Origin of the sequence: Paenibacillus gorillae, assembly GCF_000513275.1 — a bacterium.
In the GTDB taxonomy this organism is placed as follows: domain Bacteria; phylum Bacillota; class Bacilli; order Paenibacillales; family Paenibacillaceae; genus Pristimantibacillus; species Pristimantibacillus gorillae.
Genome location: NZ_CBVJ010000015.1, coordinates 34,963 through 57,100, shown reverse-complemented (window position 1 = coordinate 57,100; position 22,138 = coordinate 34,963). Strand labels below are relative to the sequence as shown.

Below are 22,138 nucleotides of genomic sequence, written 5' to 3'. Positions count from 1 at the left end.
TGCCAATATCGCCTTGTCAATTATTACCTTCAAAAAGACAGCCAATTTCCGTTAAATGGTTATTCGTTCTTATTCAAATCTTGCTCTAGCAGATCAAGAATCGTTGGCTGAGGCTGTGGCTTTACCTCGATTGCAGCAGCTTGCGGAGCCGGAGCCAGGGCACCGGATACTTTGGAGGTCAATCCCTTCATCAGCTCATTAACGTCGATACCCGATACACTCTTCAGCATCTCAGGCGCTGTGGCCATAAGCGAAGTCACGTAATTGCTTAGACGCGCCGCACCTTCGCCGTGACCCGTGTCGACAACCGTCAGCTTGTCGATTGCTTTAATTGGCTCTGCTACTTTGCCAGCAAGCTCCGGAAGCATTTTCACAATAATATCGAGTATCGCCGCTTCGCCAAATTTCTCGAACGCTTCCGCCAGCTTCTCTTTCGCTTCAGCTTCCGCCAGACCGCGAAGACGAATAACCTCGGCCTCAGCCGAACCCTTGGCTTTCTCTGCATCAGCTACTGCCAGACCGTCCAGCCGCTTCTGCTCAGCCAATGCCTTTGCCTCTGCTTCGATCCGATATTGAATCGCGTCGGCTTCACGCAGCTTTTTCGTTTTATCAGCTTCCGCTGCCTGCTCGACTGCGTAACGATCGGCTTCCGCTTTTTTCTTCACTTCAGCGTCATACTGTTTCTCACGACGTAAAATTTCCTTCGTTTCAAGATCGATTTCACGCTCTTTACGCACTAGTTCGATCTTCATTTGCTCCTCAACCACGCTTTGCTGAGCACGTGCTTCGTGAATCGAGTACGCTTGATCGGCTTCCGCTTTCGCTGTATCCTGATCTCTCTTAAAGGAAGCGACCTTCAGCTCTTTCTCCTTCGCCGCTTCCGCGATGTTCGTATCACGCAGCAGCTCGGCCTTCTGGCCATCCTCCTCAGCCAAAGCCTTTTTAATCCGCGAATCGCGGACCGCTTCCGCTTCTGCGATATCTGCATCCCGCTTCACAGCTGCGATTCGCGGCTTGCCGAGGGCTTCCAGATAGCCATGTTTGTCTCGAACATCCTTTATTGTAAAAGAAACGATCTGCAGCCCCATCTTCTTCAAATCCCTGGCTGCAACCCCCTGAACTTCCTGAGCAAATTTGTCGCGATTCCGGTATACTTCCTCCACCGTCATCGATCCAAGAATAGCACGCAGATGGCCTTCCAGCACTTCCTGCGCCTCACCTTTCAGCGCCTCGATCGGCTTGCCCATGAACTGCTCGGCCGCTGTTGCCACATCCTCTACAACACCGCCAATTTTAATAATCGCTACCCCGTCTGCCAGAACAGGTACACCCTGCTCCGTATAAACCTCTGGAGTCGATACATCCAGCTTATGGGACAACAGCGATAAAAACTCAGCTCTCTGAAAAATCGGAAGAATAAACGCGCCTCCGCCACGCACGATTTTTATCCGGCGGCCCGAGTCGTCTACGAGCACATTACTTCTGCCCAGAAACGAGCCTGTTACCACCATAGCTTGATCCGGTCTTACGGTGCGATACCGGGCCCAGAATGCCAAACCTAACACTATAATTACTGCAATTACAATTACCGGTATTAAAAAGTCTTCTGGCATAACCCCATCATTCTCCTCTCTTGTAGGCCTTACTCTGGTACGTTATCTCTGTTTTTGCTAAGACTGAAGATCTACTTTGGCAACGTACAAGGTGCTGTCTCTGACCTCGACAACGACAACCCGCATCCCCTCAGGAATGGGCTCCCCGTCGAAACTCGCCGCAATTTGATTCGTATGACCCGCTCCCGCCTTGAGCATTACTTCTCCGTACCCTTTCGACGGAATCGACACTAGCACCTCCGCCAGCTTGCCCGTAAACTCTTGTTCGGACACAGCCAGCGAATTCTCGCTTTGCTCCATCGGTTTAACATAAATAAAATACACGCCTCCGGCTACAACGATAGCGATCAGCAGAGCAATGATCGTAATCAACCCGCTGCTCATAGAGGTATTGTCGGTCAAAAGCAACCCTGCGCCGCCGAAGGCAGTAATGCCGCCAACCAGCGACATTGGCTGCATCCAGGGATACCCGTCGAGAGATAAAAAATCAAGCATGCCATCCAGTGCCAGACTGATCCAATCTCCAAATATGACACTTATGACGGCAAACAACACCCCGAATACGATACAGCCCCAAAATATAGCCTCCATTTCCTCCTCCTCTCTCTACATCCAGATGTTGTTACCTCTATAGTAAGTTAGTACGCGAATGGAGCCCATTATGTTTCGTACCGCCAAGAAAAATTACAATTTGTCCGATATTCCAGCATTTTTTTCAGCCTATGACCACAACATTTCCTGCATATGTCTCGTCTAACGATAAGGATTGTATGCTTATCATTTTCAAATGCATCAACTTATGATACGGAGCACACTCCATGGAAGCATCTTCTCTAGGCTTCCTCTGATGGTGTTTTATGTTATAATAGTTTTTGGTTATTTGGAGGAGGAGTTTATTTATATGCAGGAAGACCGCAAATCCACGCCATCCCGAAGCGCTTGGCGCACCTTCGGAATCGTATCTTTTCTAACCGTTAAGTGGATGATTTATTTCGCCATCTTCATCGCTTTATTGGCAGGCGGAGCCGTTACCGGCTATGTATCCGCACTTGTCAAAGACGAAGTGGTTCGGCCGCGCACGCTTATTGAGGAAAAAGTGAACGAGAACTCCGCTACCGGCTTCGTCTACTTCAACGACGAAACACTAGTCGGCCAGCTTCGGACGGAAGAAGACCGGATTCTCATCGAATACAAAGATCTTCCCGAGCAAGTGAAAAATGCTGTGCTCGCGATTGAGGATAATAACTTCGAAACGCATCATGGCGTCGACATTAACGGGATCGGCCGGGCTGTTAAGCAGAAGCTGCTTAATGAAGATACCCAAACCGGGGGCAGTACGCTTACTCAGCAGCTTGCCCGCCGCGTATTTCTAAGCCTGGACAAAACAGACAGCCGTAAAATCAAAGAAATTTTCCTTGCTATCCGGATGGAACGTTATTTGACGAAAGATGAAATTTTGGCTGCCTACTTGAACAAGGTGCCTTTCGGCAACGGTTCAAGCGGCTATAACTTATACGGCATCAAAGCAGCCTCTAAAGGCATCTTCAACATTACCGACCTCAATCAGTTGAATATTGCCCAAGCTGCTTATCTTGCCGGCTTGCCGCAGCGCCCGTCCGCTTATACGGCATTTAACGGGAAAGGCCAGTTTAGCGAAAAAGGCTTCCAGCTCGCGATGGAACGTCAAAGCACGGTGCTGATGCGCATGCTGCAAACCGGACGCATCAATCAACAGCAATATGATGAAGCGAAAGCATTCGACATTCGCAAGTCACTCGCTGCGCCAAGCGAGAAAGCTTATACGACTTATCCTTATCTAATGCTGGAAGCCGAGCGGCAAGCGGCAGAAGTGCTGCTGATGCTAGAGGATCCAAAGCTGACGAAAGCTGATCTCCGCAAAAAAGAAAATGCGGCACGGATCGAGGAAGCTCGCGAGCATTTGCTTCGCGGCGGATACCACATTTATACGACGATCGACAAAGACGTCTATCAAATTATGCGCGAGATCGGCTCCAATGAGAAAAACTTCTCTCCTGTAAGCAAGGAGAAAGGCATCGAGCAGATTGCAGCGGTAATGCTTGACCATAAGACAGGCGCTATTCTGGGCATGCTGGAGGGCCGTGACTTTTACGAGGAGCAAATGAACTTTGCTACGCAAATGACACGTCAGCCAGGCTCGACCATGAAGACGATCGCTGCTTACCTGCCTGCTATCGAGAAAGGCGTAATTCAGCCGGCAAGCGTCGTAGACGATGCGCCAATTGTATTGAAGGATGGACAAAAGGGATTCCATATCCCGAAAAACTCCAACAATAGATATGCCGGGCTCGTAACGGCTCGTGAAGCGCTTAACCGCTCGATGAACTTACCAGCGCTCAAAATCTTCTTGGATGATGTCCAAATTAAGAACGCATGGCAGTTCTCCCGAGATCTTGGCATTACAACGCTTCAGCCGCAGGATGATGGCGCCCAAACCGGCGTAATCGGCGGTCTCAGCATCGGCGTCTCCGTTGAAGAGTTGACCAATGCTTACGGAACCATTCCGAACAAAGGCGTTTTCAATGACGCTTATATGATTGAACGCATTACCGATGCATCCGGTAAACCGGTCTACGAGCATAAAGCAGCACCGAAGCAGGTTTACTCGGAGCAAACGGCATTCCTCGTTACGGATATGCTGCGGACCGTTATTTCGAGCGGCTCCGGTACGGCTCATGCGTTGACATCACAATTCAAAAGCTACGGTAAAATTCCGATTGCCGGTAAAACAGGTTCCACCCAAAGCTATGGAGACGTGTGGTTCATGGGCTTCTCGCCTGACATCACTTTAGGCGTATGGGCCGGTTATGAGAAACAAATCTACACACTATCCAATGATGGCAGAAAACGCGCTCGTTCTATCTGGGCATTGATGATGAATCAGGTTACGGAGAAAAAGCCGGAGCTGTTCCCGACGAAGGAATTTACACGTCCGGACGGTATCGTCAAAGCGACCGTATCCAGCGCCAGCGGCAAGCGGCCAACCCAGTTAACCAATGAAGCTGGCATGCTCGTGACCGACTGGTTCAACAAAAAGTTTTTACCGAAGGAATCGGACGATGCACTTGTCAAAATGGCCTATATCCCTTATCAAGGCGTCAACTATGTACCAAAGCCGGAAACACCTTCTGATATGCAGCGTCAGCAAATCGTTATTAAGCGGAAACGGCCGCTTGATGCGTTGATGGATGAAATTTCAGCAGCGCAATCGAAGCTGCCGGCAAGCAGCAGAAGACCACTGTCCTTCTACCTGCCTGCTGATGCTGGCAAAGATGCACCATCAAAGGTCGATCCTCGCGTGGATGATGGCAGTGCTCCTTCAGCACCAGGCAATGTCAAGCTGCAATCGATCAGCTCTGGTGTCGTAATGATCAGTTTCGGCGCGAACAGCGAGAAGGATGTTGTCGGCTATCGTCTGTATCAAGCGATTAACCAAGAGCCTTTCAAGAAAGTCGGCGACTCCCTGCTCGTTGGGGATGAACTGAAGTTCAAAGTGAACGTTGCTGGCGGACAGGGTTACCGGTTCTATGTAACTGCGGTAGACGTCGCTGGCAAAGAATCGGTACAAAGCGCAATGATGCTCTTCGGCAATACGGCCGGCCTTCCAGGTCTGCCTGGAGACGGCGAGCCGGAGGGCAACGGAAATCCCGGAAATGGCAACGGAAATGGCAACAATAATGGGAATGGCAGCGGCAATCAAGGTGGAGGCAACAATCCAGAGGGCACTCCTAAGCCTGAGCTTGCCCATCCTGCCGCTCCAAGCGGACTTTCGGGGGAGAAGACTGATCTGAGCGTCCGGCTCTCCTGGAAGCCAAATCCGGTCTCTGATCAAGTGTTCACTTATCACATCTATTACAGCGCAAACAATGACGGCAATTTCGTCGAAGTTGGCACTACCTCGGAGACCTCATTCGAATATCCGATAACGATTGTATCGGGCACGTTCTATATTGCTGCAGAGAATGAATCCGGCAAATCGTCGCCTTCCAATCAGGTTAAGGTTCAATAAACTGCAATTGATTAAAAGAAATCCCCCGGGTTATAACCCGGGGGATTTCTTTTAATCTTCGATTGTGGATAAATCGCCTGTAGGCAAATTCAATTCCCAAGCTTTCAGCACGCGGCGCATGATTTTGCCGCTGCGTGTCTTCGGCAGCTTATCCTTGAATTCAATTTCACGCGGTGCCGCATGCGCCGACAAGCCGACTTTTACGAACTGCGCGATTTCCTGCTTCAACTCATCGGATGCCTCATATCCTTCGCGAAGGGCAATAAATGCTTTAATTATCTCCCCCCGCATCGGGTCTGGCTTGCCGATTACGCCCGCTTCTGCTACAGCCGGATGCTCGACGAGCTTGCTTTCCACTTCGAACGGGCCTACCCGCTCCCCGGCCGTATTAATAACGTCGTCGATCCGCCCCTGGAACCAGAAATAACCGTCCTCGTCCGTATAAGCGGAGTCTCCGGATACATACCAGTCTTCCAGACGGAAGTATTCCTCGTATTTGGACGGATTGTTCCATACTTTGCGCATCATGGACGGCCAAGGCGTACGAATCGCTAGATTGCCCATCCGGTATGGAGGCAGTACATTGCCTTGATCATCAATAATGGCTGCTTTTACACCAGGAAGCGGCTTGCCCATTGAACCCGGTTTAATATCCATCGACGGATAATTGCAAATGAGCTGTCCGCCCGTTTCTGTCATCCACCATGTATCATGAATCCGCTGGTTATATACTTTCATTCCCCAACGCACCACTTCAGGGTTTAACGGCTCGCCTACGCTCAGTACGTGGCGGAGGCTGGACAAGTCATATTGCTTCACCGTATCGTCGCCCGCACCCATCAGCATGCGGAAGGCGGTAGGCGCACTGTACCAGACAGTTACGCCGTACTTTTGAATTGTGCTGTACCAGTCCGCAGGACTGAATCGTCCGCCGCGAATAACATTAGTAGCCCCATTCAGCCAAGGACCAAATATGCCGTAGGAAGTTCCCGTTACCCAACCCGGATCGGCCGTACACCAGTAGATGTCGTCCTCCTTCAGATCAAGTACGACTTTCCCCGTGTAATAATGCTGGATCATAGCGTTCTGAACGTGGAATACGCCTTTAGGCTTGCCGGTAGACCCGGAAGTATAATGAAGAATGAGTCCATCCTCGCGATCCAGCCATTCTGTCTCCGCTTCATCCGAAGCCTTCGCCATCTCAGCTCCAAAATCGACAACGGTGTCATCCGTCTCCACGTCTTCGCCAAATACAAAAATATGTTTGAGCGCAGGCAGCTCATCACGTTTGATTCTTCCCAGCAAAGAAGGCGTCGTAACGATTGCGACGGCTTCGCTATCCTGCAGCCGGTCCTTGACCGCCGTCTCCATGAAGGCCTCAAACAACGGCCCCACGACCGCACCAACCTTCAATGCGCCAAGTACGCTGAAATAAAGCTCAGGCGTTCTTGGCATAAAAATAAATACTCGCTCACCCTTAGAGATGCCGCGGCTTCGCAGCACGTTCGCAAAGCGATTGGATTGCTTGCTAAGCTGTTCGTATGTGTATGATTCGTCTCTTGCGTTGTCGCTGTAATGCAAAGCGATCTTCGATCCTTTGCCAGACTGCACATGGCGATCTATAGCTTCATGTGCCATGTTAATCTTGCCGGTCTCATACCAGCTGAATTGACGCTCGATGTCTTCCCAATTGAATGCGGCGGCCGCCTCATCATAATTAACCAGGTTTGGATTCAATGCAACTGCCGGAATTCGCTCTTGATGCAAGTTGGACATTCTATCATCTCCCATCAAATCTGTTAAAAAGTGAACCAAGCAAGAATACGCTTACATATAATAGCCGGTACTTGCAGGCAAACAAGCCGACATTCATTAAGGATTCCATTGGTTCTTCAACCGCCAAACCAATTATAGCATAATCACTTTCCGTTCGACTATGCTTTTCATTTGCTCTGAACTCTGCTATAACCAATTTATAGAACAATTGTGCAACCGCTATCGCAACAAAGAAAGGGGCACATGCTTTTGGAGCATCGTAAAATTTTACAGCATACGACAATTGCAACCTCAGGGGAGCGCGAGCTGATCGTAGCGGGGCCGATAACCCCGGACGAGCTGCGCACCTACTCTATGCATCCTGATCTAGACGCATTCCGCAGACCCAAAGATCAGCATGCGGCTTTAATCGAAATCGCCGAGTTGGAAGAAGGACGAATTATTGCGGCCAGGGATGGCAACGTCATCGTCGGTTACGTCACCTTCCACTACCCCGACGAGCTTGAACGCTGGTCCGAGGGCGGCATGGAGGATCTTATTGAGCTAGGGGCCATCGAAGTGGCCGACGCTTATCGCGGATACAGCCTCGGGAAAAAAATGATCGAGCTCTCCTTCGCCGATGAACAGCTTGAGAACGTTATCGTCTATACGACCGAATATTATTGGCACTGGGACCTCGAAGGCACCAAGCTGAACGTCTGGGAATACCGCGCCATGATGGAGAAGCTGATGAAGTCGGTCGGCATGGTATGGTTCGCCACAGACGATCCGGAAATATGCTCCCATCCCGCCAACTGCCTAATGGTTAAAATCGGCAAAGAGGTGCCGCTTCGATCAGTAGAACAATTCGATCGGGTCCGCTTTCGCCAACGATTTATGTATTGATGCTCCCATTTCATTCATTGCAGGAGCGCAGATAGCAAGCCATTTCGCGGCCGCAAGCCATGACCGCAAACGCCAAGGGAGGACCTCGGAGCAATGTCTTCTAACGCTGTATTTATTCGCCATCCAGAATCGGCATTATATAAATTCGGAGAGGAACACCCGTTCAATCCCATTCGATTAACTTTGGCGGGAGAGCTGCTTCAGTCCGCCAATGCCTTACAGGAAGAAGCGATCGTCATTCCCGCCTACACGGCTGATCACAGCCTGTTGACGCTTGTACACCGGCCTGATTACGTAGATATCGTTGAAAAACTAAGCGAGGATCATCCCTCGCCAGACGATATCGGTGCAGCCGCCAAGTACGGGCTCGATACGGAGGACACGCCTTTCTTTCCCGGCATACATACGGCAGCAGCTGCCATCGTCGCAGGATCTGTAGAAGCTGCCGATCAAGTGATGAGCGGTAAAGCGCTTCATGCGTATCATATGGCAGGCGGTCTCCATCACGCGTTTCCGGATCGCGGCGCCGGTTTTTGCGTCTATAACGATGCAGCCGTCGCCATTCGTCATCTTAGACAAACCTATAACGCCCGGGTCCTTTATATCGACACTGACGTTCATCACGGCGACGGCGTACAGTGGGTTTTTTACGACGACCCGCAGGTTTGCACGTATTCCATTCACGAGACGGGAAAGTTTTTGTTTCCCGGAACCGGATTTGTCCATGAGAAAGGAACAGATGCCGGATTTGGCACCTGCTTCAATGTACCGGTTGAACCCTATACCGAGGACGATTCCTGGCTGGAAAGCTTTCGTGAATCTGTAGAAAAAGTAGCTGCCGCGTTCAAGCCGGATATCATTATAAGCCAACATGGCTGCGATGCGCATGCCTATGATCCGCTCTCTCATATTCATTGCAGCATGCGAATCTATAAGGAAATGCCCGCCATAATTCATGAATTAGCTCATCGCTACGCTGGCGGAAGATGGGCTGCTCTAGGCGGAGGCGGTTACGATATTTGGCGGGTTGTGCCTCGGGCATGGTCGCTTGTATGGCTTGCGATGACTGACCATCCGATCGCAGCTGCGCTCGAAGAAGAAGGAAGCAATGCTCCGCTTCCTCAGCAATGGCTGGACAGATGGAAGCCGCTAAGCCCGGAGGAGCTTCCGGAATGGTGGCTGGATGATTGGAGCGAGGTTCCTCCTATTCCCCGCCGCGAAGAGATCACCAATAAAAATCGTGCTGTCCGGCTTATTGCTGTGCAGGATCTCACTTAAATCAAAAAGAGCTGTACGGAATAGTCACACTTCCATACAGCTCTTTCATTATTATATGTTTTTCAACATTTCATCGATAATTTGATAGGAGTGATTGGATGCCTTCACTGTAAACTCCGGGAAGTTGACATGAGCCGATCCATCAGCCTTGTCCGACATGGAACGGATAATAACGAACGGCACTTCATTCAGATCGCATACTTGAGCGACCGAAGCCCCTTCCATTTCCGCACATGCCCCTTGGAAAATTTCATGCAGCTGCTGTACAGCCTCACGGCTTGCAATAAATTGGTCGCCGGACAATACTTTGCCTGTCAGGCTGCGGCCGGAGAACAGCTTGGACGCCGCTTCGGAAGCCAGCTTAACGAGTCTTTCGTCCGCTACGAATTCCGAACGCTCATGGTAGGGAATGACCCCTCTAGCAAAGCCAAGAGGCGAACAGTCCATATCATGCTGAATGCAGCTGGAGGATACGACGATATCGCCAATCTCGAGCATTGGATCAACTGCGCCAGCTACGCCGGTAAACAACACGCAATCCGCACCCAAATCGAGTAAAATTTGCGTACATACCGCAGCATTCACCTTGCCTACTCCGGATTTGCAATAAATGACAGATTTGCCATGAAGACTGCCTTCATAGTAAGTAATACCCGCTTTGACGAAACTCTTCGCAGCTTCCACATGTTGATGCAGGAGCTCGATTTCTTCCGCCATCGCCCCGATGATGCCAATCTTGCTGAAACTCATTATTTCGACAAACCTCCAACGGATTGCCGGACAATAATTTCATGCGGCAATACAACCTTCGATTGTTCTACGCTTTCCTTCTTCATCAGCTTCGTCAGCAGACGCATCGACACCGCACCGATGTCATACATCGGCTGGGCAACCGCAGTGAGCTGCGGACGGACCATCGATGCCATACGGCTGTTGTCCACGCTGATAACCGATATATCTTCCGGAACTTTAAGTCCGTTATCTTGAATGCTGTGGATCGCGCCGATCGCCATCTCATCCGTTGCCGAGAATACGGCTGTCGGACGCTCGCTCAATTCGATGAAATATTTCATCGCATCAGCGCCGGATTCGTACCGGTAATTGCCGATTCGTACAAGCGACTCATCATAGGCAATACCCGCTTCTTCAAGCGCGCGCTTATAGCCTTGGAATCTGGAATAGCCGTTGGCCGGATCCTGCAGTGTGCCGCTAATCATAGCGATACGCGTATGGCCAAGCTCAATCAGTCTGTGAACAGCGTCATAAGCAGCTTCTTCATGGTTAATGTCGACGGACGGAATATCGCCGTTCTCATCGGTTGTCGCACAGAGCACGATTGGTACATTAGCCGTCTTGAATGCTTGCATATGCTCGTCCGTTACAGCGCCGCCCATAAACAGCAAACCGTCAACCTGTTTCTCCAGCAATGTATTGATAACGCGAATCTCTTTGTCTTTGCGCTTATCGGCATTGCATAAAATAATATTATAATGATACATATTCGCAATGTCCTCAATTCCGCGCGCCACTTCCGCGAAAATCGCGTTGGAAATGTCGGGAATAACGACTCCGACCGTTGTAGTCTTCTTGCTTGCCAAACCTCTCGCTACAGCATTCGGACGATACCCGAGCCTTTCAATAGCCTCGTACACCTTCTTGCGAGTTGCCGGTTTCACATTCGGATTGTTGTTGACAACCCTGGAAACCGTAGCCATCGATACTCCTGCTTCTCTTGCTACATCATAAATGGTTACCGTCACGGGGCTTCTCTCCATTATCTCAATTTTTTTACTTTTACCCATTTTTGTGTAAATCGTTCACGGCATATTAAGGTAATAATACGACAAAATACGGCTTTTCGCAATGTTCGCACCTGTTCGGCCCAACGCATGGAAAGTAATGGATAATGGTTCGTGCATTTTTCTTATGTATGCATCGAGCGGCGGCTGATTTGCGACAATCTTTTGCTAATGTCGGCCATCCAATCCCGATCGTCCAGTGATTGGGCCAGCAGCATCAAATCAAGCAGCGAGTTGACCCGCTCCCCAATAAGCCGCTCTATTGCACTGGTATCCGGTTGTTTCCTGTCTCCGCTTGCCTCTACTAGCAAATCTGCCCATTCATTGCATTCGTTAAACAAAAACGTCTGTTTAGATGGACTTGCGCCCAACTGGGCAATTAATCCGGTTAAGTCCGGTTTCACTTCAGGGAATACTTCGCTGCGGCTGCATGCCGAACAGGAATAGATCGGTACATTATCGATTTCGACCTTGCCCGAATAGATAACTGTTCGAAGCTTCATCTTCATGATGTCACCGCAATGACACCTTTTCTGCAAGTTGGTCCACTCCTTCACGCTGACGGCATGCCGTCATTTCTCACGATCCGTATAATCGCATAATGAGATGCGTAAATTATTCGACCTTTTTTGCAAAAAATCCTGCTGCAAGCGCTATGCAATTTTTACTAGAATTTTCGCCATAGCTTCCGAAGCGGCGGAATGCTAATGAGAAGCACCCACACTGCAGCGCCAATCATATCATTGCGAATGTCCATTATGTCCGGTGTTCTCCCGCCAACAAAGGATTGATGATACTCATCCGTCACGCCGTACAAGCCGCATAACAAGACGATAGCGACCTTCCATACAAGACGGTCGGCGCGTTTCCCGATACCAAAATCAATAGCAGCGGCAAGCACGAAATACGAAACATAATGGCCCCAATCAAAGCTTTCCATCGACGGGAAAAATTGCTGAAAAAAAGGAAGCAGCGAGCCTACTTCATCCCCGGTTCGTGAGGACAGCATAAAAATGACCGCCATCCAGATCACAGCCGGAATGAATCTCAGCACGCCTGCAAGTCTGGTTCTATCGGTTTGCTTCATCCGGTCTCCTTCGATACAATGTAATGGAAATGCCAGCATGCACTCATAGAAGGAGGTACATACTTTTGTCACTGCACAATAAAACAGTCATCTGTCTGCTCGATGACGAATTTGAAGACTTGGAGCTGTGGTACCCTGTCTATCGCGCGCGCGAGGCCGGTGCAACCGTCCTCTACGCGGGACCCGTGAAAGGCAAGCAGCATATCGGCAAATACGGCGTACCGGCAACAGCCGACATTAGCTTCGATGAAGTCAATGCCGATGATATCGCCGGACTGCTCGTTCCAGGCGGCTGGGCGCCGGACAAGCTTCGCCGCTACCCGAAGGTGCTGCAGCTTGTCCAAGAGCTGAATGCCGCAGGCAAGCCGATTGGCCAAATCTGTCACGCCGGCTGGGTACTCGTATCAGCCAAAATATTGCAAGGCCGCAAAGTGACTTCCACACCCGGCATTCGTGATGATATGGAAAATGCGGGAGCGGAATGGTTTGATGAAGCGGTCGTCGTAGACGGCAACCTCATCTCGGCCAGACGTCCGCCCGATCTTCCTCCTTATGCCAAAGCCTTTGTCGACGCCTTGGAAAAACAAGTGTAAACAGCAACGCCGCTTTATAATTCAGGCGCTGGTCCAACTACGGCCACGCCATCAGCGAATTGCTTCAGCTTCTCGTGAATGTCGGCGCTCGTCCGGCATTCCAGCAGCTGAGGTAGCAAGGCGCGGCTGTCCTTCTGACTCGTGGAGAGCAGCCGCTCTTTCACTTGCAAGATAGAGTGCGAAGACATGCTAAGCTCATCCACATCGAGACTGAGCCATATTGGCAGCGCCCGTAAATCCCCTGCGAGCTCCCCGCATACGCCCACCTTAATGCCATTCCGCTTCGCTGCTTCTGCCGTCAGCTTCAGCATCCGGAGCACAGCAGGATGGAACGGTTCATACAGATGCGAAATTTCCTCATTCATCCGGTCAACTGCAAGCGTAAATTGCACAAGATCATTCGTCCCAATACTGAAGAAATCAACTTCCTGTGCAAGCAAGTCAGCGATAATGACCGCTGCCGGCACTTCAATCATAATGCCAACCTTTAAGCCTTTATCGAAAGGAATGCCTTCCGCTTCCAGCTCCCGTTTCGCCTCCGCGAGCACCGCATTAGCAGCTCTAACCTCTTCTACTGATGAAATAAGCGGATACATCAGCTTGACCTGTCCATAAAAGCTGGCCCTCAGCACAGCGCGAAGCTGGGTTTTGAACAGATCCTTGCGATGCAAGGAAATTCGGATCGCCCGGTAACCGAGAAACGGATTATCCTCTTCCGTCATATTAAAGTAATCCAGCTGCTTGTCCCCGCCGATATCCAGCGTCCGGATAATGAGCGGCTCACCATCTAGACGTTCTGCCACACTCCGGTATACCTCGAATTGCTCCTCCTCTTTCGGGAAGCGATTACGATCCATATAAAGAAATTCGGTACGGAACAATCCAACGCCGTGCGCACCGCTCGACAATGCGATTTCAAGCTCTTTATACGAGCTGATGTTTGCGGCCAGCTCCAGCATTTTACCATCTGGAGTAACCGGTCTATGTCCTGCAATGCTGTTCAATTGCTTTCTCGCTTCCTTCTGCACGCTTTGGAGCTCGGAGTACTTGTCGATCAGCGGCTGCTCAGGGTCCAGATACAATGCGCCTGTCGATCCGTCGATAATTAGCGTCTGACCGGTTTGTATCGGCTCCTCCAGCTTCGCTTCTACGCCTACGACGAGCGGAACCCCAAGTGCCCTTGCCATAATGGCGGAGTGGGAAGTTGCGCTGCCGACCAGCGTCACAATGCCGAGAACGTTTTGCGGATTGATATGAGCCAGTTGGGAAGGCGACAGCTCCTTGGCGATTAAGATGAAGGGAAGCGTATCCGATGGGAGTGTAATTTCAGGCGCGCCGAGCAGATGCTTCAATAACCGGTTGCCGACATCCTTAATATCCAGCGCACGCTCCTTCATATAATCGTCATCCAGCAAATCGAACATCGTTACAAAATGATCGATCGCTTCCTTGACTGCAACTTCCGCAGCTTTATATTGGCGCTGGATGATGCCTTGGATCTCATTCATGAAAACCGGATCGTCCAAAATCGCGATATGCGCATCGAAAATATTCGTCTCATCCACGCCAACCACTTCGCGAAGCTCGTCCTTCATCTGCTCGATCTCATGCTTGGACGTACGGATTCCCTCATAGACCCGTTCGAACTCGCGAGCAAAATCAGCGACGTCAACGCGCTGCTCGGGAAATTCCCACTCCCAGCTCGGCAAGACGAAGGACTTGCCGATCGCAATGCCTGACGACGCTCCAATTCCTTGTATCATTGTCCTTCCCCTCCACTGTTTCTCTCTTTAAGTACAACGGACATTACCGAAGACTGCCCCTTCTTGACTGCCTTAAACGGAGCAAACCGCCACGAACGGACCAGATCCGAATTCGTAATAACCATAGGCGTGGCAATCGACTTGCTTTCTTTGCGGATGCGCTGCAAATCAAACTTCACCAGCAGCGCTCCAGGCAGCACTTCGTCGCCTTCCTTCACGACGGCGTTGAAGTAGCCCTTGCCGCCCAGCTGAGATGTATCGATGCCAATATGAAGCAGCACGTCCAGCCCTTCCGGCGTGCGGATGCCGACCGCATGCATCGTAGGGTACACATGAATGATTTCGCCTTTAACCGGCGATACGAGTTCTCCCTTGTCCGGAATAAAGGCGACCCCTTCTCCAACAAGCTTGCCTGAGAATATCGGGTCCGGCACCTCTTCCAGCGGAATCATCCGGCCTTGCATCGGAGAGCTGAACAATACTTGCGCCTGATCGCGCTGAATTGATTTGATCATCTCGCCGCGGATCAATTCCGAATACGTGCCGAAGACGACCTGCACATTGCCTCCGCCCAAGCGGATGACACCTGCTGCGCCCAAATTGCGCAATGCATTAATATCGAGCAGTCGCTCATTCGCGACCTTAAGCCGCAGTCTCGTTATGCAGGACTCCATCTGAATAATGTTGTCTTTGCCCCCGATGGCTTGCAAAATAAGCGGAGCGCGGTACGGAATATCTCCTGCCCACTCATCCAGCTGCGAGCCTTCTTCCCTGCCGGGAGTCGGAATACGAAAACGGTTAATGGCCCATCGGAACAGAACATAATACACAATGCCTACGATGATGCCGATCGGAATAAGCAGCCAGCCTTTCGTAGCCAGATGCAAGTTGATAACATAATCGATCGCACCGCCGGAAAATGAGAAACCATGACGGATGCCAAGCTCATAGGTCACCCACATAATGACGCCGGACAGCAAAGCATGTACGACGAACAAATAAGGCGCGACGAACAGGAACGCAAATTCGACCGGCTCCGTTACCCCCGTCAAAAATGACGCGAGAGCCGCAGACAAAAACGTTTTGCGGATCTTCGGCTTCAAGTCTTCCCTTGCCTCATGGATAATCGCAAATGCGATAGCAGGCAAAGCGAACATCATGGTCGGGTACATGCCTCCCATGAAATAACCAGCCGTCGGGTCGCCTGCGAAGAAACGCGGCAAATCGCCGTATACCATCGAGCCGTCCGCCGTCTCGAATCCGCCGATCTGAAACCAAAAAACATGGCTGACGAGATGGTGCAGGCCGAATACGACCAGAATCCGATGGACAAAGCCGTATAGGAACACGCCAAAACCGCCGCCTGAGGCTACGATTTCACCAAGCTCGACAAGCATCCTCTCAATATAAGGCGCAATGCCGACCATCGCGATCGAGAACACCACCGAGACAGCGCTTACGAACAGAGGCACAAAACGCGGGCCTCCGAAAAACTGGATATATTCCGGCAAACGCAAGTTTTTAAATCGTTCATAACTGAAACCGGATATCATCCCGATTAGGGAGCCGATGAACACCGTTGGTTCAATCTTCAATTCAGCCGAACCAGTAATGCTGACGTAAATGACCATGCCGGCCATTGCGGCCATACCAGCGGCGAGTGCATTGCCCGTTAATCCCAATGAGATGCCAATGGCAAAGAAATACGGCAAAAAGGTAAATATCGCTTCGCTTGCAGTCTGCAAATAGCCTGACATCGCAGGCAATCCAATCATTCCCCAAGGAAGCTGACTGAGAAATAAAAATATCGCCGCACCCGGAAGCACGATCATCGGCAGCATAAACGCCCTGCCCAGCTGCTGAAAGCTTCCCAAGAAATTCAATTCCGCACCTCCTTGCCTTTCACTTGTCTACTAACGATGGTAAGGGTTCCCCGCGTTTTTGTCAAAGCATGGAGAGAACGCTTTCTCTTTGTCTTAAGCAATAAAAAAAGGGCGGGCCGCACAGGCCAATTCATTAAGTAAGCTAAACTTAATGACATTGCCCCGCAGGCCCGCCCTTCAATCGTTATCCGTTTGCTTTGCCTTGCGGCAGAAGAATGGAATCCTCCACCTTAATGCAGCGGTCCATGATGACGTTCATGCCGCCTTCAGCGGCGATATGAGCCGCTTCATCATTGGCGATGCCAAGCTGGAGCCACAGCGTCTTCGCGCCGATAGCAACCGCCTCCTCGGCGACCGGAGGCGTATGCTCCGGACGGCGGAACACATTGACGACATCCACTTTCTCCGGAATATCACGAAGGGAAGGGTAGCTTTTCTCGCCCAGAATCGTCTCGGCATTAGGATTGACCGGAATGATCCGGTATCCCTTTGCCTGCATCGCTTCCGATACCATGTAGGATACGCGGTCCGGCTTTTCGGACAAGCCGACTACAGCGATCACATTACTGTCCTGCAGCAGTTCCTTAATTCGATCACGGGATGGATTCTCAAAAGCCATTCGTAAACCCTCCTTTATCATATCAGCATCAGCTTGCAGTCGTTATTCTACCCATTCTACGTTCGCGCCCAGCGCTTTGAGATGGTCGAAATAGATCGGATACGATTTGGCAACATGATGCGCGTCGCGGATACGCAGCGGCTGCTTCGCACGCAGGCCGACAACCGTAAGCGCCATAATAACGCGATGGTCATAGTGGGCATTGATCTCCACGCCGCCTTCTACGCCTTCCGGACGGCCATGAACGATAATTTCGCTTTGGCGTTCCTCTACGTTGGCTCCCGCTTTGCGAAGCTCATTCAAGTAATCGGTAATCCGATCGCATTCTTTGTAGCGCAAGTTCTCTACATCATAGAAACGCGAAGTTCCCTCTGCGAATACAGCAGCAGCAACCATAGCCAGTACCGCGTCAGTTGCCTGATCGCCATCGAATTCAACAGCTTTCAGCTTGCCGTTGCCTTTAACATGTACGATACCGCCTTCATGCGTCATCGGCACTTCCATCATTTTCAGCACATCAACGACAGCACGCTCGCCTTGCTTGCTCTTCTCTTCAAGACGATGCACGATCACGTCGGAATTCGTCACAGCCGCTGCCGCAAGAATCGCTGCCGATCCCGGGTAGTCGCCTTGTACGGAATAGGTTTTCGCCTGATAGCTTTGGTTGCCTGGAACACGGTAATGCATCAAGTCCTCGCTGGCATGAATGACGATGCCCGCTTGCTCAAGCACCTCAAGCGTCTGACCAACAACAACCTTCGATTTCAGATCATGCAGCACTTCAATTTCGCTGTCCTCTTTCAACAGCGGAGTCAGAAACAGCAATGCGCTCAGAAATTGCGAGCTAACGCTGCCTGATACTTGGATTTTGCCGCCAACAGGCTGGCCGCCGCGAATGCGGATCGGCAGCTTGCCTTCGTCATGCTCTACCGAAACGCCGATTTGACCAAGCGCATCGATCAGATCGTTATGGGGTCTTTTGCCCAGCGAATCCGGGTATTTGTTAACGAAAGTTACATCCGGACAAAGAGCAGCAATGGCCATCAGGAAGCGAAGAACCGCTCCGGCATTGCCGACATCCAGCGTGTCTACCGCTTTCGGATTTTTGCCAAACCCTGTAATGACGATTTTCTCGTCATCTTCTTCTACAATTGCACCCAGATCACGAATACAACGGCGCATCGCATCGCTGTCTTCGCTATGTGCAGGGTAATAGATCGTGCTCGTTCCTTCTGCCAATGCTGCAACGAGCAGGTAGCGAGTCGTATAGTTTTTCGAGGAAAGCGCCTGAATTTCGCCCTTCAGTTCGGGCGTAGGAGTAACGATAACATCCATAGTGCTGCAAGTCTCCCTTATCTATATAGTAGTATGCGGGCAGTGCCCGGAGTTAAACAATGGCTATGTCTGACTGCTGCGGCTATGCAATTGATGCAGTATCGCTTCAGCCGCCTCGTTCGCCGTCAGAGCTGTCGTATCCAGCTGCAAATGAGCGAAATCATACGCATGCTTGCGCGCTTCCATAATCCGGTTCACATTCGCTGCAACGTCGCCTTGCAGCAAGGGGCGAGACGTATCCGATTTAACCCGCGAAATGATGTGCTCGGCATCAGCTTTCAGCGCTACAACGAAGCTGTTGTCCAGCATCGCGCTTCGGTTGCCCTCACGCAGAACGGCTCCGCCGCCCGTCGCAATGATCGCGTTGCCGCCGGCTTCCAGCAGCGAAATAAGCGTATTGCTTTCGATGGCGCGAAAGCCCGCTTCGCCTTCGGCTGCGAAAATATCCGAGACTTTCCTGCCTTCCAGACGCTCGATCTCTTCATCCGAATCAAAGCGTACCCAGCCCAGCTTGTCCGCCAGCAAGCGGCTCACTGTCGACTTCCCGGTTCCCATGAAACCGACTAATACAATTTTGCCGTTAGCTTCTTGTCCCAAGTTAGAGCGCCCCACTTTTATGAATAATTCCGACTTTGTCCCAAATATCATATCATTTTTTGCAGCGAATAGGGTATAAAAAAGTTGCATATGCCGTAATGATGATAATGATGCTTATTAAGCATAAAGTTATAATCCCATAACAAACCGATAGGAGTGACGACGGCATGACCCTAAACCGTAACATCCCACCGCCGCATCCCGCAGATTCGCGTCTGAGCCGAATCCTTCATCCCGATCACCCGTTATGCCGCGAGGACGTCGTCTGGATGCTGGAGTATATTAAAAAAAAGGTGGCTGACGAAGATCCCGCCTTAACGGAACTTTCGCAGCCACGCTTATTGAAAAACTTTCATTGCTTCGCGGAAGCAGCGATGTCGCTCGTCCACAGAAGGCACTGCTCCGCTCAGGAAGCCGGCCGCCTGCGTGCCTGGCTGATCGAAGCTGCGTACGGCTTGACGACGCCAGGTACGGCTGACCCGCATCGCAAAGCGAATGCCGATTAGTTTAGTTTTGCAGCCAGTTGAAGTGGAAGCTGCCTTCTTTGTCCACACGCTTGAACGTGTGTGCGCCGAAGTAATCGCGCTGCGCTTGCAGCAGGTTAGCTGGCAGACGCTCGGAACGGTAGCTGTCGAAGTAAGCCAGTGCGCTTGCGAAAGCCGGAACCGGAACGCCATTCGTTACAGCTGCAGCTACAACTTCACGCCATGCGCCTTGGTACGATTCGACGATGTTCGTAAAGTAAGGGTCGAGCAGCAGGTTTTTCAGACTTGGATCGTTGTCGTATGCATCTTTGATGTTTTGCAGGAAGCCTGCGCGGATAATGCAGCCGCCGCGGAAAATCATCGCGATGTCGCCGTAGCGAAGGTTCCAGTCATACTCTTCCGAAGCTGCGCGCATTTGAGCGAAGCCTTGTGCGTACGAGCAAATTTTACTTGCAAACAGCGCTTTGCGAACCGCTTCGATGAATGCCGCTCTGTCGCCTTGGAAAGGAGCTTTTGCCGGGCCGCTCAGCACTTTGCTTGCTGCTACGCGCTCTTCTTTCATAGCGGACAGGAAGCGTGTGAATACGGATTCCGTAATGATCGACAACGGTACGCCAAGGTCGAGGGAGCTTTGGCTTGTCCATTTGCCTGTGCCTTTTTGGCCAGCGGAGTCCAAAATAACGTCAACCATTGGTTTGCCTGTTTCCGGATCGTATTTCGAGAAGATATCAGTTGTAATCTCAATCAGGTAGCTGTCGAGCTCGCCTTTGTTCCACTCGGTGAAGATGCTGTGAAGCTCTTCCGTGCTTACGTCCAGCACGTTTTTCAGCAGGTCGTAGGCTTCGCAGATCAACTGCATGTCACCATACTCAATGCCGTTATGAACCATCTTCACGTAGTGGCCAGCGCCGTCCGGTCCGATGTATGTGCAGCAAGCGTCGTCGCCGACTTTAGCGGAAATCGCTGTCAGAATCGGCTCAACCAGCTTGTACGCGGATTCTTGACCGCCAGGCATGATGGAAGGGCCTTTCAGCGCGCCTTCTTCGCCGCCCGAAACGCCCGTGCCGATAAAGCGGATGCCTTGCTCTTCAAGCGCTTTGCTGCGGCGCTGCGTGTCAGGGAAATAAGCGTTGCCGCCGTCGATGATGATGTCGCCTTTATCCAAGTGCGGAACGAGGGAATCGATTGTCGCGTCAGTACCAGCGCCAGCTTGTACCATGATAAGGATTTTGCGCGGTGATTCCAGCGATTGCACGAACTCTTCGATGGTGTAAGTAGGAACGAGATTTTTGCCAGCGGCTTCTTGGACCAAATCATCCGTTTTCTCGCGGGAGCGGTTGTATACCGAGACGGTAAACCCTCTGCTTTCAATGTTAAGGGCCAAGTTTTTGCCCATTACTGCCAATCCGATAACGCCGATTTGCTGTTTAGACATCTGGTTTGTTCCATCCTTCTCTATAAAATTTTGGTGATCAAATGGTGATCAATAGCTCTATATTACTCTTTTTAGACCGAGAAGAAAACTATTTACGCACATTTTGTCGTTCCTGGCGCCTCCCATTCAGAACCAATCCCACTTCATCATTCCCTTTCATTCGAAAATCATCATAAAAGGCAACAAAAAAGACGGAAGCGAATTCATTCCGCTTCCGCCTAAAAAACGGGGGTCAAAGTTCAAGCTGCAGCATCTCCGAACGAAGCAGCGCCAGCTTCTCCTTCGAATCTGCAATCGTTTGCTCATTGTTGTCCTGGAGCGCGTCATACAGCACCGACAGTTCATAATCGAGCTCGTAACGCAGCACGGCTGCGCGCTCCTCTGCTCTTTTCGACTGAAACGCCTTAATCATTTCTTCTATTGTAACGAAAGGCTTCTTCTGATAAACAATTCGATGCTCCATACCGGACACCTCCACAAGTCGTATGATCTCGCCGAACATAATGTTCTCTATGACGATTTGACGATCTTTGATCCGCTTGACCACCGCATGTCCACGTGAGTCGTTAATCAGCTTTTCCAGCAGCTCCGACAGCTTCTCGTCTTTAATAATATAATCACCGACAATTTTGTAGCGGCTTTTCATTCGCTGAAACCGAAGCTTGACGAGCTTTCGGCCGGTACGAATGGAAATTAAAAACTGCCCCTCCGTCTCGCTCCAATACAAGGAGTACCCTTCCTGAATGAGATCACGGATGAGGTTTTGGATTTGCCGGCGGTCAAATCGCAGCTCCAAATTACAATATTCGACTTCGTAGCTCTTATTCACGGCAATCCCTCCCTTTGATCATTTGACGAAATGTTCTGACAATTTGTTCTTATCACTATCTTATACTTCATCTTATGTTATGGCAACTTGGATTATTGACTAATTTTCAGCTT

The 22,138-nt window shown here is 50.7% G+C and carries 19 protein-coding genes; 5 read left to right on the top strand and 14 right to left on the bottom strand.

What is annotated here, in order from left to right:
• Positions 1 to 59 precede the first annotated feature (59 nt).
• Positions 60 to 1,613 carry a flotillin family protein gene (locus TY10_RS01965; RefSeq protein WP_042160032.1) on the bottom strand — a complete coding sequence of 518 codons (1,554 nt, stop codon included), beginning with the start codon at positions 1,611 to 1,613 and terminating at the stop codon, positions 60 to 62.
• Between the two features lie 57 nt (positions 1,614 to 1,670).
• Positions 1,671 to 2,204, bottom strand: coding sequence for an NfeD family membrane protein (locus tag TY10_RS01960; protein ID WP_042160030.1), 534 nt, complete (start codon positions 2,202 to 2,204; stop codon positions 1,671 to 1,673).
• Positions 2,205 to 2,514: 310 nt separating this feature from the next.
• Here TY10_RS01960 and TY10_RS01955 point away from each other — a divergent pair, with 310 nt between their 5' ends.
• On the top strand, positions 2,515 to 5,661 hold the full coding sequence (locus TY10_RS01955) for a penicillin-binding protein 1A (RefSeq protein ID WP_042160029.1): 3,147 nt from the start codon (positions 2,515 to 2,517) through the stop codon (positions 5,659 to 5,661).
• A gap of 51 nt (positions 5,662 to 5,712) precedes the next feature.
• Here TY10_RS01955 and acsA read toward each other — a convergent pair whose 3' ends face one another.
• Positions 5,713 to 7,437 carry an acetate--CoA ligase gene (acsA, locus tag TY10_RS01950; RefSeq protein WP_042160027.1) on the bottom strand — a complete coding sequence of 575 codons (1,725 nt, stop codon included), beginning with the start codon at positions 7,435 to 7,437 and terminating at the stop codon, positions 5,713 to 5,715.
• 249 nt (positions 7,438 to 7,686) lie between these two features.
• Between acsA and TY10_RS01945 the strand changes: the two genes are divergently transcribed.
• Positions 7,687 to 8,322, top strand: coding sequence for a GNAT family N-acetyltransferase (locus TY10_RS01945; protein WP_042160025.1), 636 nt, complete (start codon positions 7,687 to 7,689; stop codon positions 8,320 to 8,322).
• Positions 8,323 to 8,415: 93 nt separating this feature from the next.
• A complete protein-coding gene (locus tag TY10_RS01940) occupies positions 8,416 to 9,600 on the top strand; it encodes an acetoin utilization protein AcuC (protein ID WP_042160023.1) in 1,185 nt (394 codons plus the stop codon).
• Positions 9,601 to 9,651: 51 nt separating this feature from the next.
• On the opposite strand, the gene TY10_RS01935 is transcribed toward TY10_RS01940, so the two are convergent.
• From TY10_RS01935 to TY10_RS01920, 4 genes are all read right to left on the bottom strand, one after another.
• Complete coding sequence (locus TY10_RS01935; RefSeq protein ID WP_042160022.1) at positions 9,652 to 10,350, bottom strand: 5'-methylthioadenosine/adenosylhomocysteine nucleosidase; 699 nt, start codon at positions 10,348 to 10,350, stop codon at positions 9,652 to 9,654.
• On the bottom strand, positions 10,350 to 11,360 hold the full coding sequence (gene ccpA, locus TY10_RS01930; RefSeq protein WP_042160020.1) for a catabolite control protein A: 1,011 nt from the start codon (positions 11,358 to 11,360) through the stop codon (positions 10,350 to 10,352). Before ccpA ends, TY10_RS01935 begins: the two co-directional genes overlap by 1 nt.
• Before the next feature lie 164 nt (positions 11,361 to 11,524).
• The gene (locus TY10_RS01925) at positions 11,525 to 11,938 is read right to left on the bottom strand and encodes a hypothetical protein (RefSeq protein ID WP_042160018.1); all 414 of its coding nucleotides are present in this window, start codon (positions 11,936 to 11,938) and stop codon (positions 11,525 to 11,527) included.
• A 128-nt stretch (positions 11,939 to 12,066) separates the two neighbouring features.
• Entirely contained in the window at positions 12,067 to 12,486 is a 420-nt protein-coding gene (locus TY10_RS01920; RefSeq protein WP_042160016.1) for a VanZ family protein, read from the bottom strand.
• Positions 12,487 to 12,515: 29 nt separating this feature from the next.
• Here TY10_RS01920 and TY10_RS01915 point away from each other — a divergent pair, with 29 nt between their 5' ends.
• On the top strand, positions 12,516 to 13,079 hold the full coding sequence (locus tag TY10_RS01915; RefSeq protein ID WP_042160106.1) for a type 1 glutamine amidotransferase domain-containing protein: 564 nt from the start codon (positions 12,516 to 12,518) through the stop codon (positions 13,077 to 13,079).
• A 14-nt stretch (positions 13,080 to 13,093) separates the two neighbouring features.
• Here TY10_RS01915 and ptsP read toward each other — a convergent pair whose 3' ends face one another.
• From ptsP to TY10_RS01890, 5 genes are all read right to left on the bottom strand, one after another.
• On the bottom strand, positions 13,094 to 14,842 hold the full coding sequence (gene ptsP, locus TY10_RS01910) for a phosphoenolpyruvate--protein phosphotransferase (protein ID WP_042160014.1): 1,749 nt from the start codon (positions 14,840 to 14,842) through the stop codon (positions 13,094 to 13,096).
• Complete coding sequence (locus TY10_RS01905; protein WP_042160013.1) at positions 14,839 to 16,725, bottom strand: glucose PTS transporter subunit IIA; 1,887 nt, start codon at positions 16,723 to 16,725, stop codon at positions 14,839 to 14,841. Before TY10_RS01905 ends, ptsP begins: the two co-directional genes overlap by 4 nt.
• A gap of 184 nt (positions 16,726 to 16,909) precedes the next feature.
• On the bottom strand, positions 16,910 to 17,344 hold the full coding sequence (locus tag TY10_RS01900; RefSeq protein ID WP_042160010.1) for a CoA-binding protein: 435 nt from the start codon (positions 17,342 to 17,344) through the stop codon (positions 16,910 to 16,912).
• Between the two features lie 42 nt (positions 17,345 to 17,386).
• Complete coding sequence (aroA, locus tag TY10_RS01895) at positions 17,387 to 18,679, bottom strand: 3-phosphoshikimate 1-carboxyvinyltransferase (RefSeq protein WP_042160009.1); 1,293 nt, start codon at positions 18,677 to 18,679, stop codon at positions 17,387 to 17,389.
• A gap of 63 nt (positions 18,680 to 18,742) precedes the next feature.
• Entirely contained in the window at positions 18,743 to 19,276 is a 534-nt protein-coding gene (locus TY10_RS01890) for a shikimate kinase (protein WP_238327402.1), read from the bottom strand.
• A 167-nt stretch (positions 19,277 to 19,443) separates the two neighbouring features.
• Here TY10_RS01890 and TY10_RS01885 point away from each other — a divergent pair, with 167 nt between their 5' ends.
• Positions 19,444 to 19,782, top strand: a complete 339-nt coding sequence (locus tag TY10_RS01885) for a hypothetical protein (protein ID WP_042160007.1) — start codon at positions 19,444 to 19,446, stop codon at positions 19,780 to 19,782.
• Between the two features lies 1 nt (position 19,783).
• On the opposite strand, the gene gndA is transcribed toward TY10_RS01885, so the two are convergent.
• Both gndA and TY10_RS01875 read right to left on the bottom strand, forming a co-directional pair.
• Complete coding sequence (gene gndA, locus TY10_RS01880; RefSeq protein WP_042160004.1) at positions 19,784 to 21,196, bottom strand: NADP-dependent phosphogluconate dehydrogenase; 1,413 nt, start codon at positions 21,194 to 21,196, stop codon at positions 19,784 to 19,786.
• Between the two features lie 232 nt (positions 21,197 to 21,428).
• Positions 21,429 to 22,025, bottom strand: a complete 597-nt coding sequence (locus TY10_RS01875; RefSeq protein WP_042160003.1) for a hypothetical protein — start codon at positions 22,023 to 22,025, stop codon at positions 21,429 to 21,431.
• Between the last annotated feature and the right edge of the window lie 113 nt (positions 22,026 to 22,138).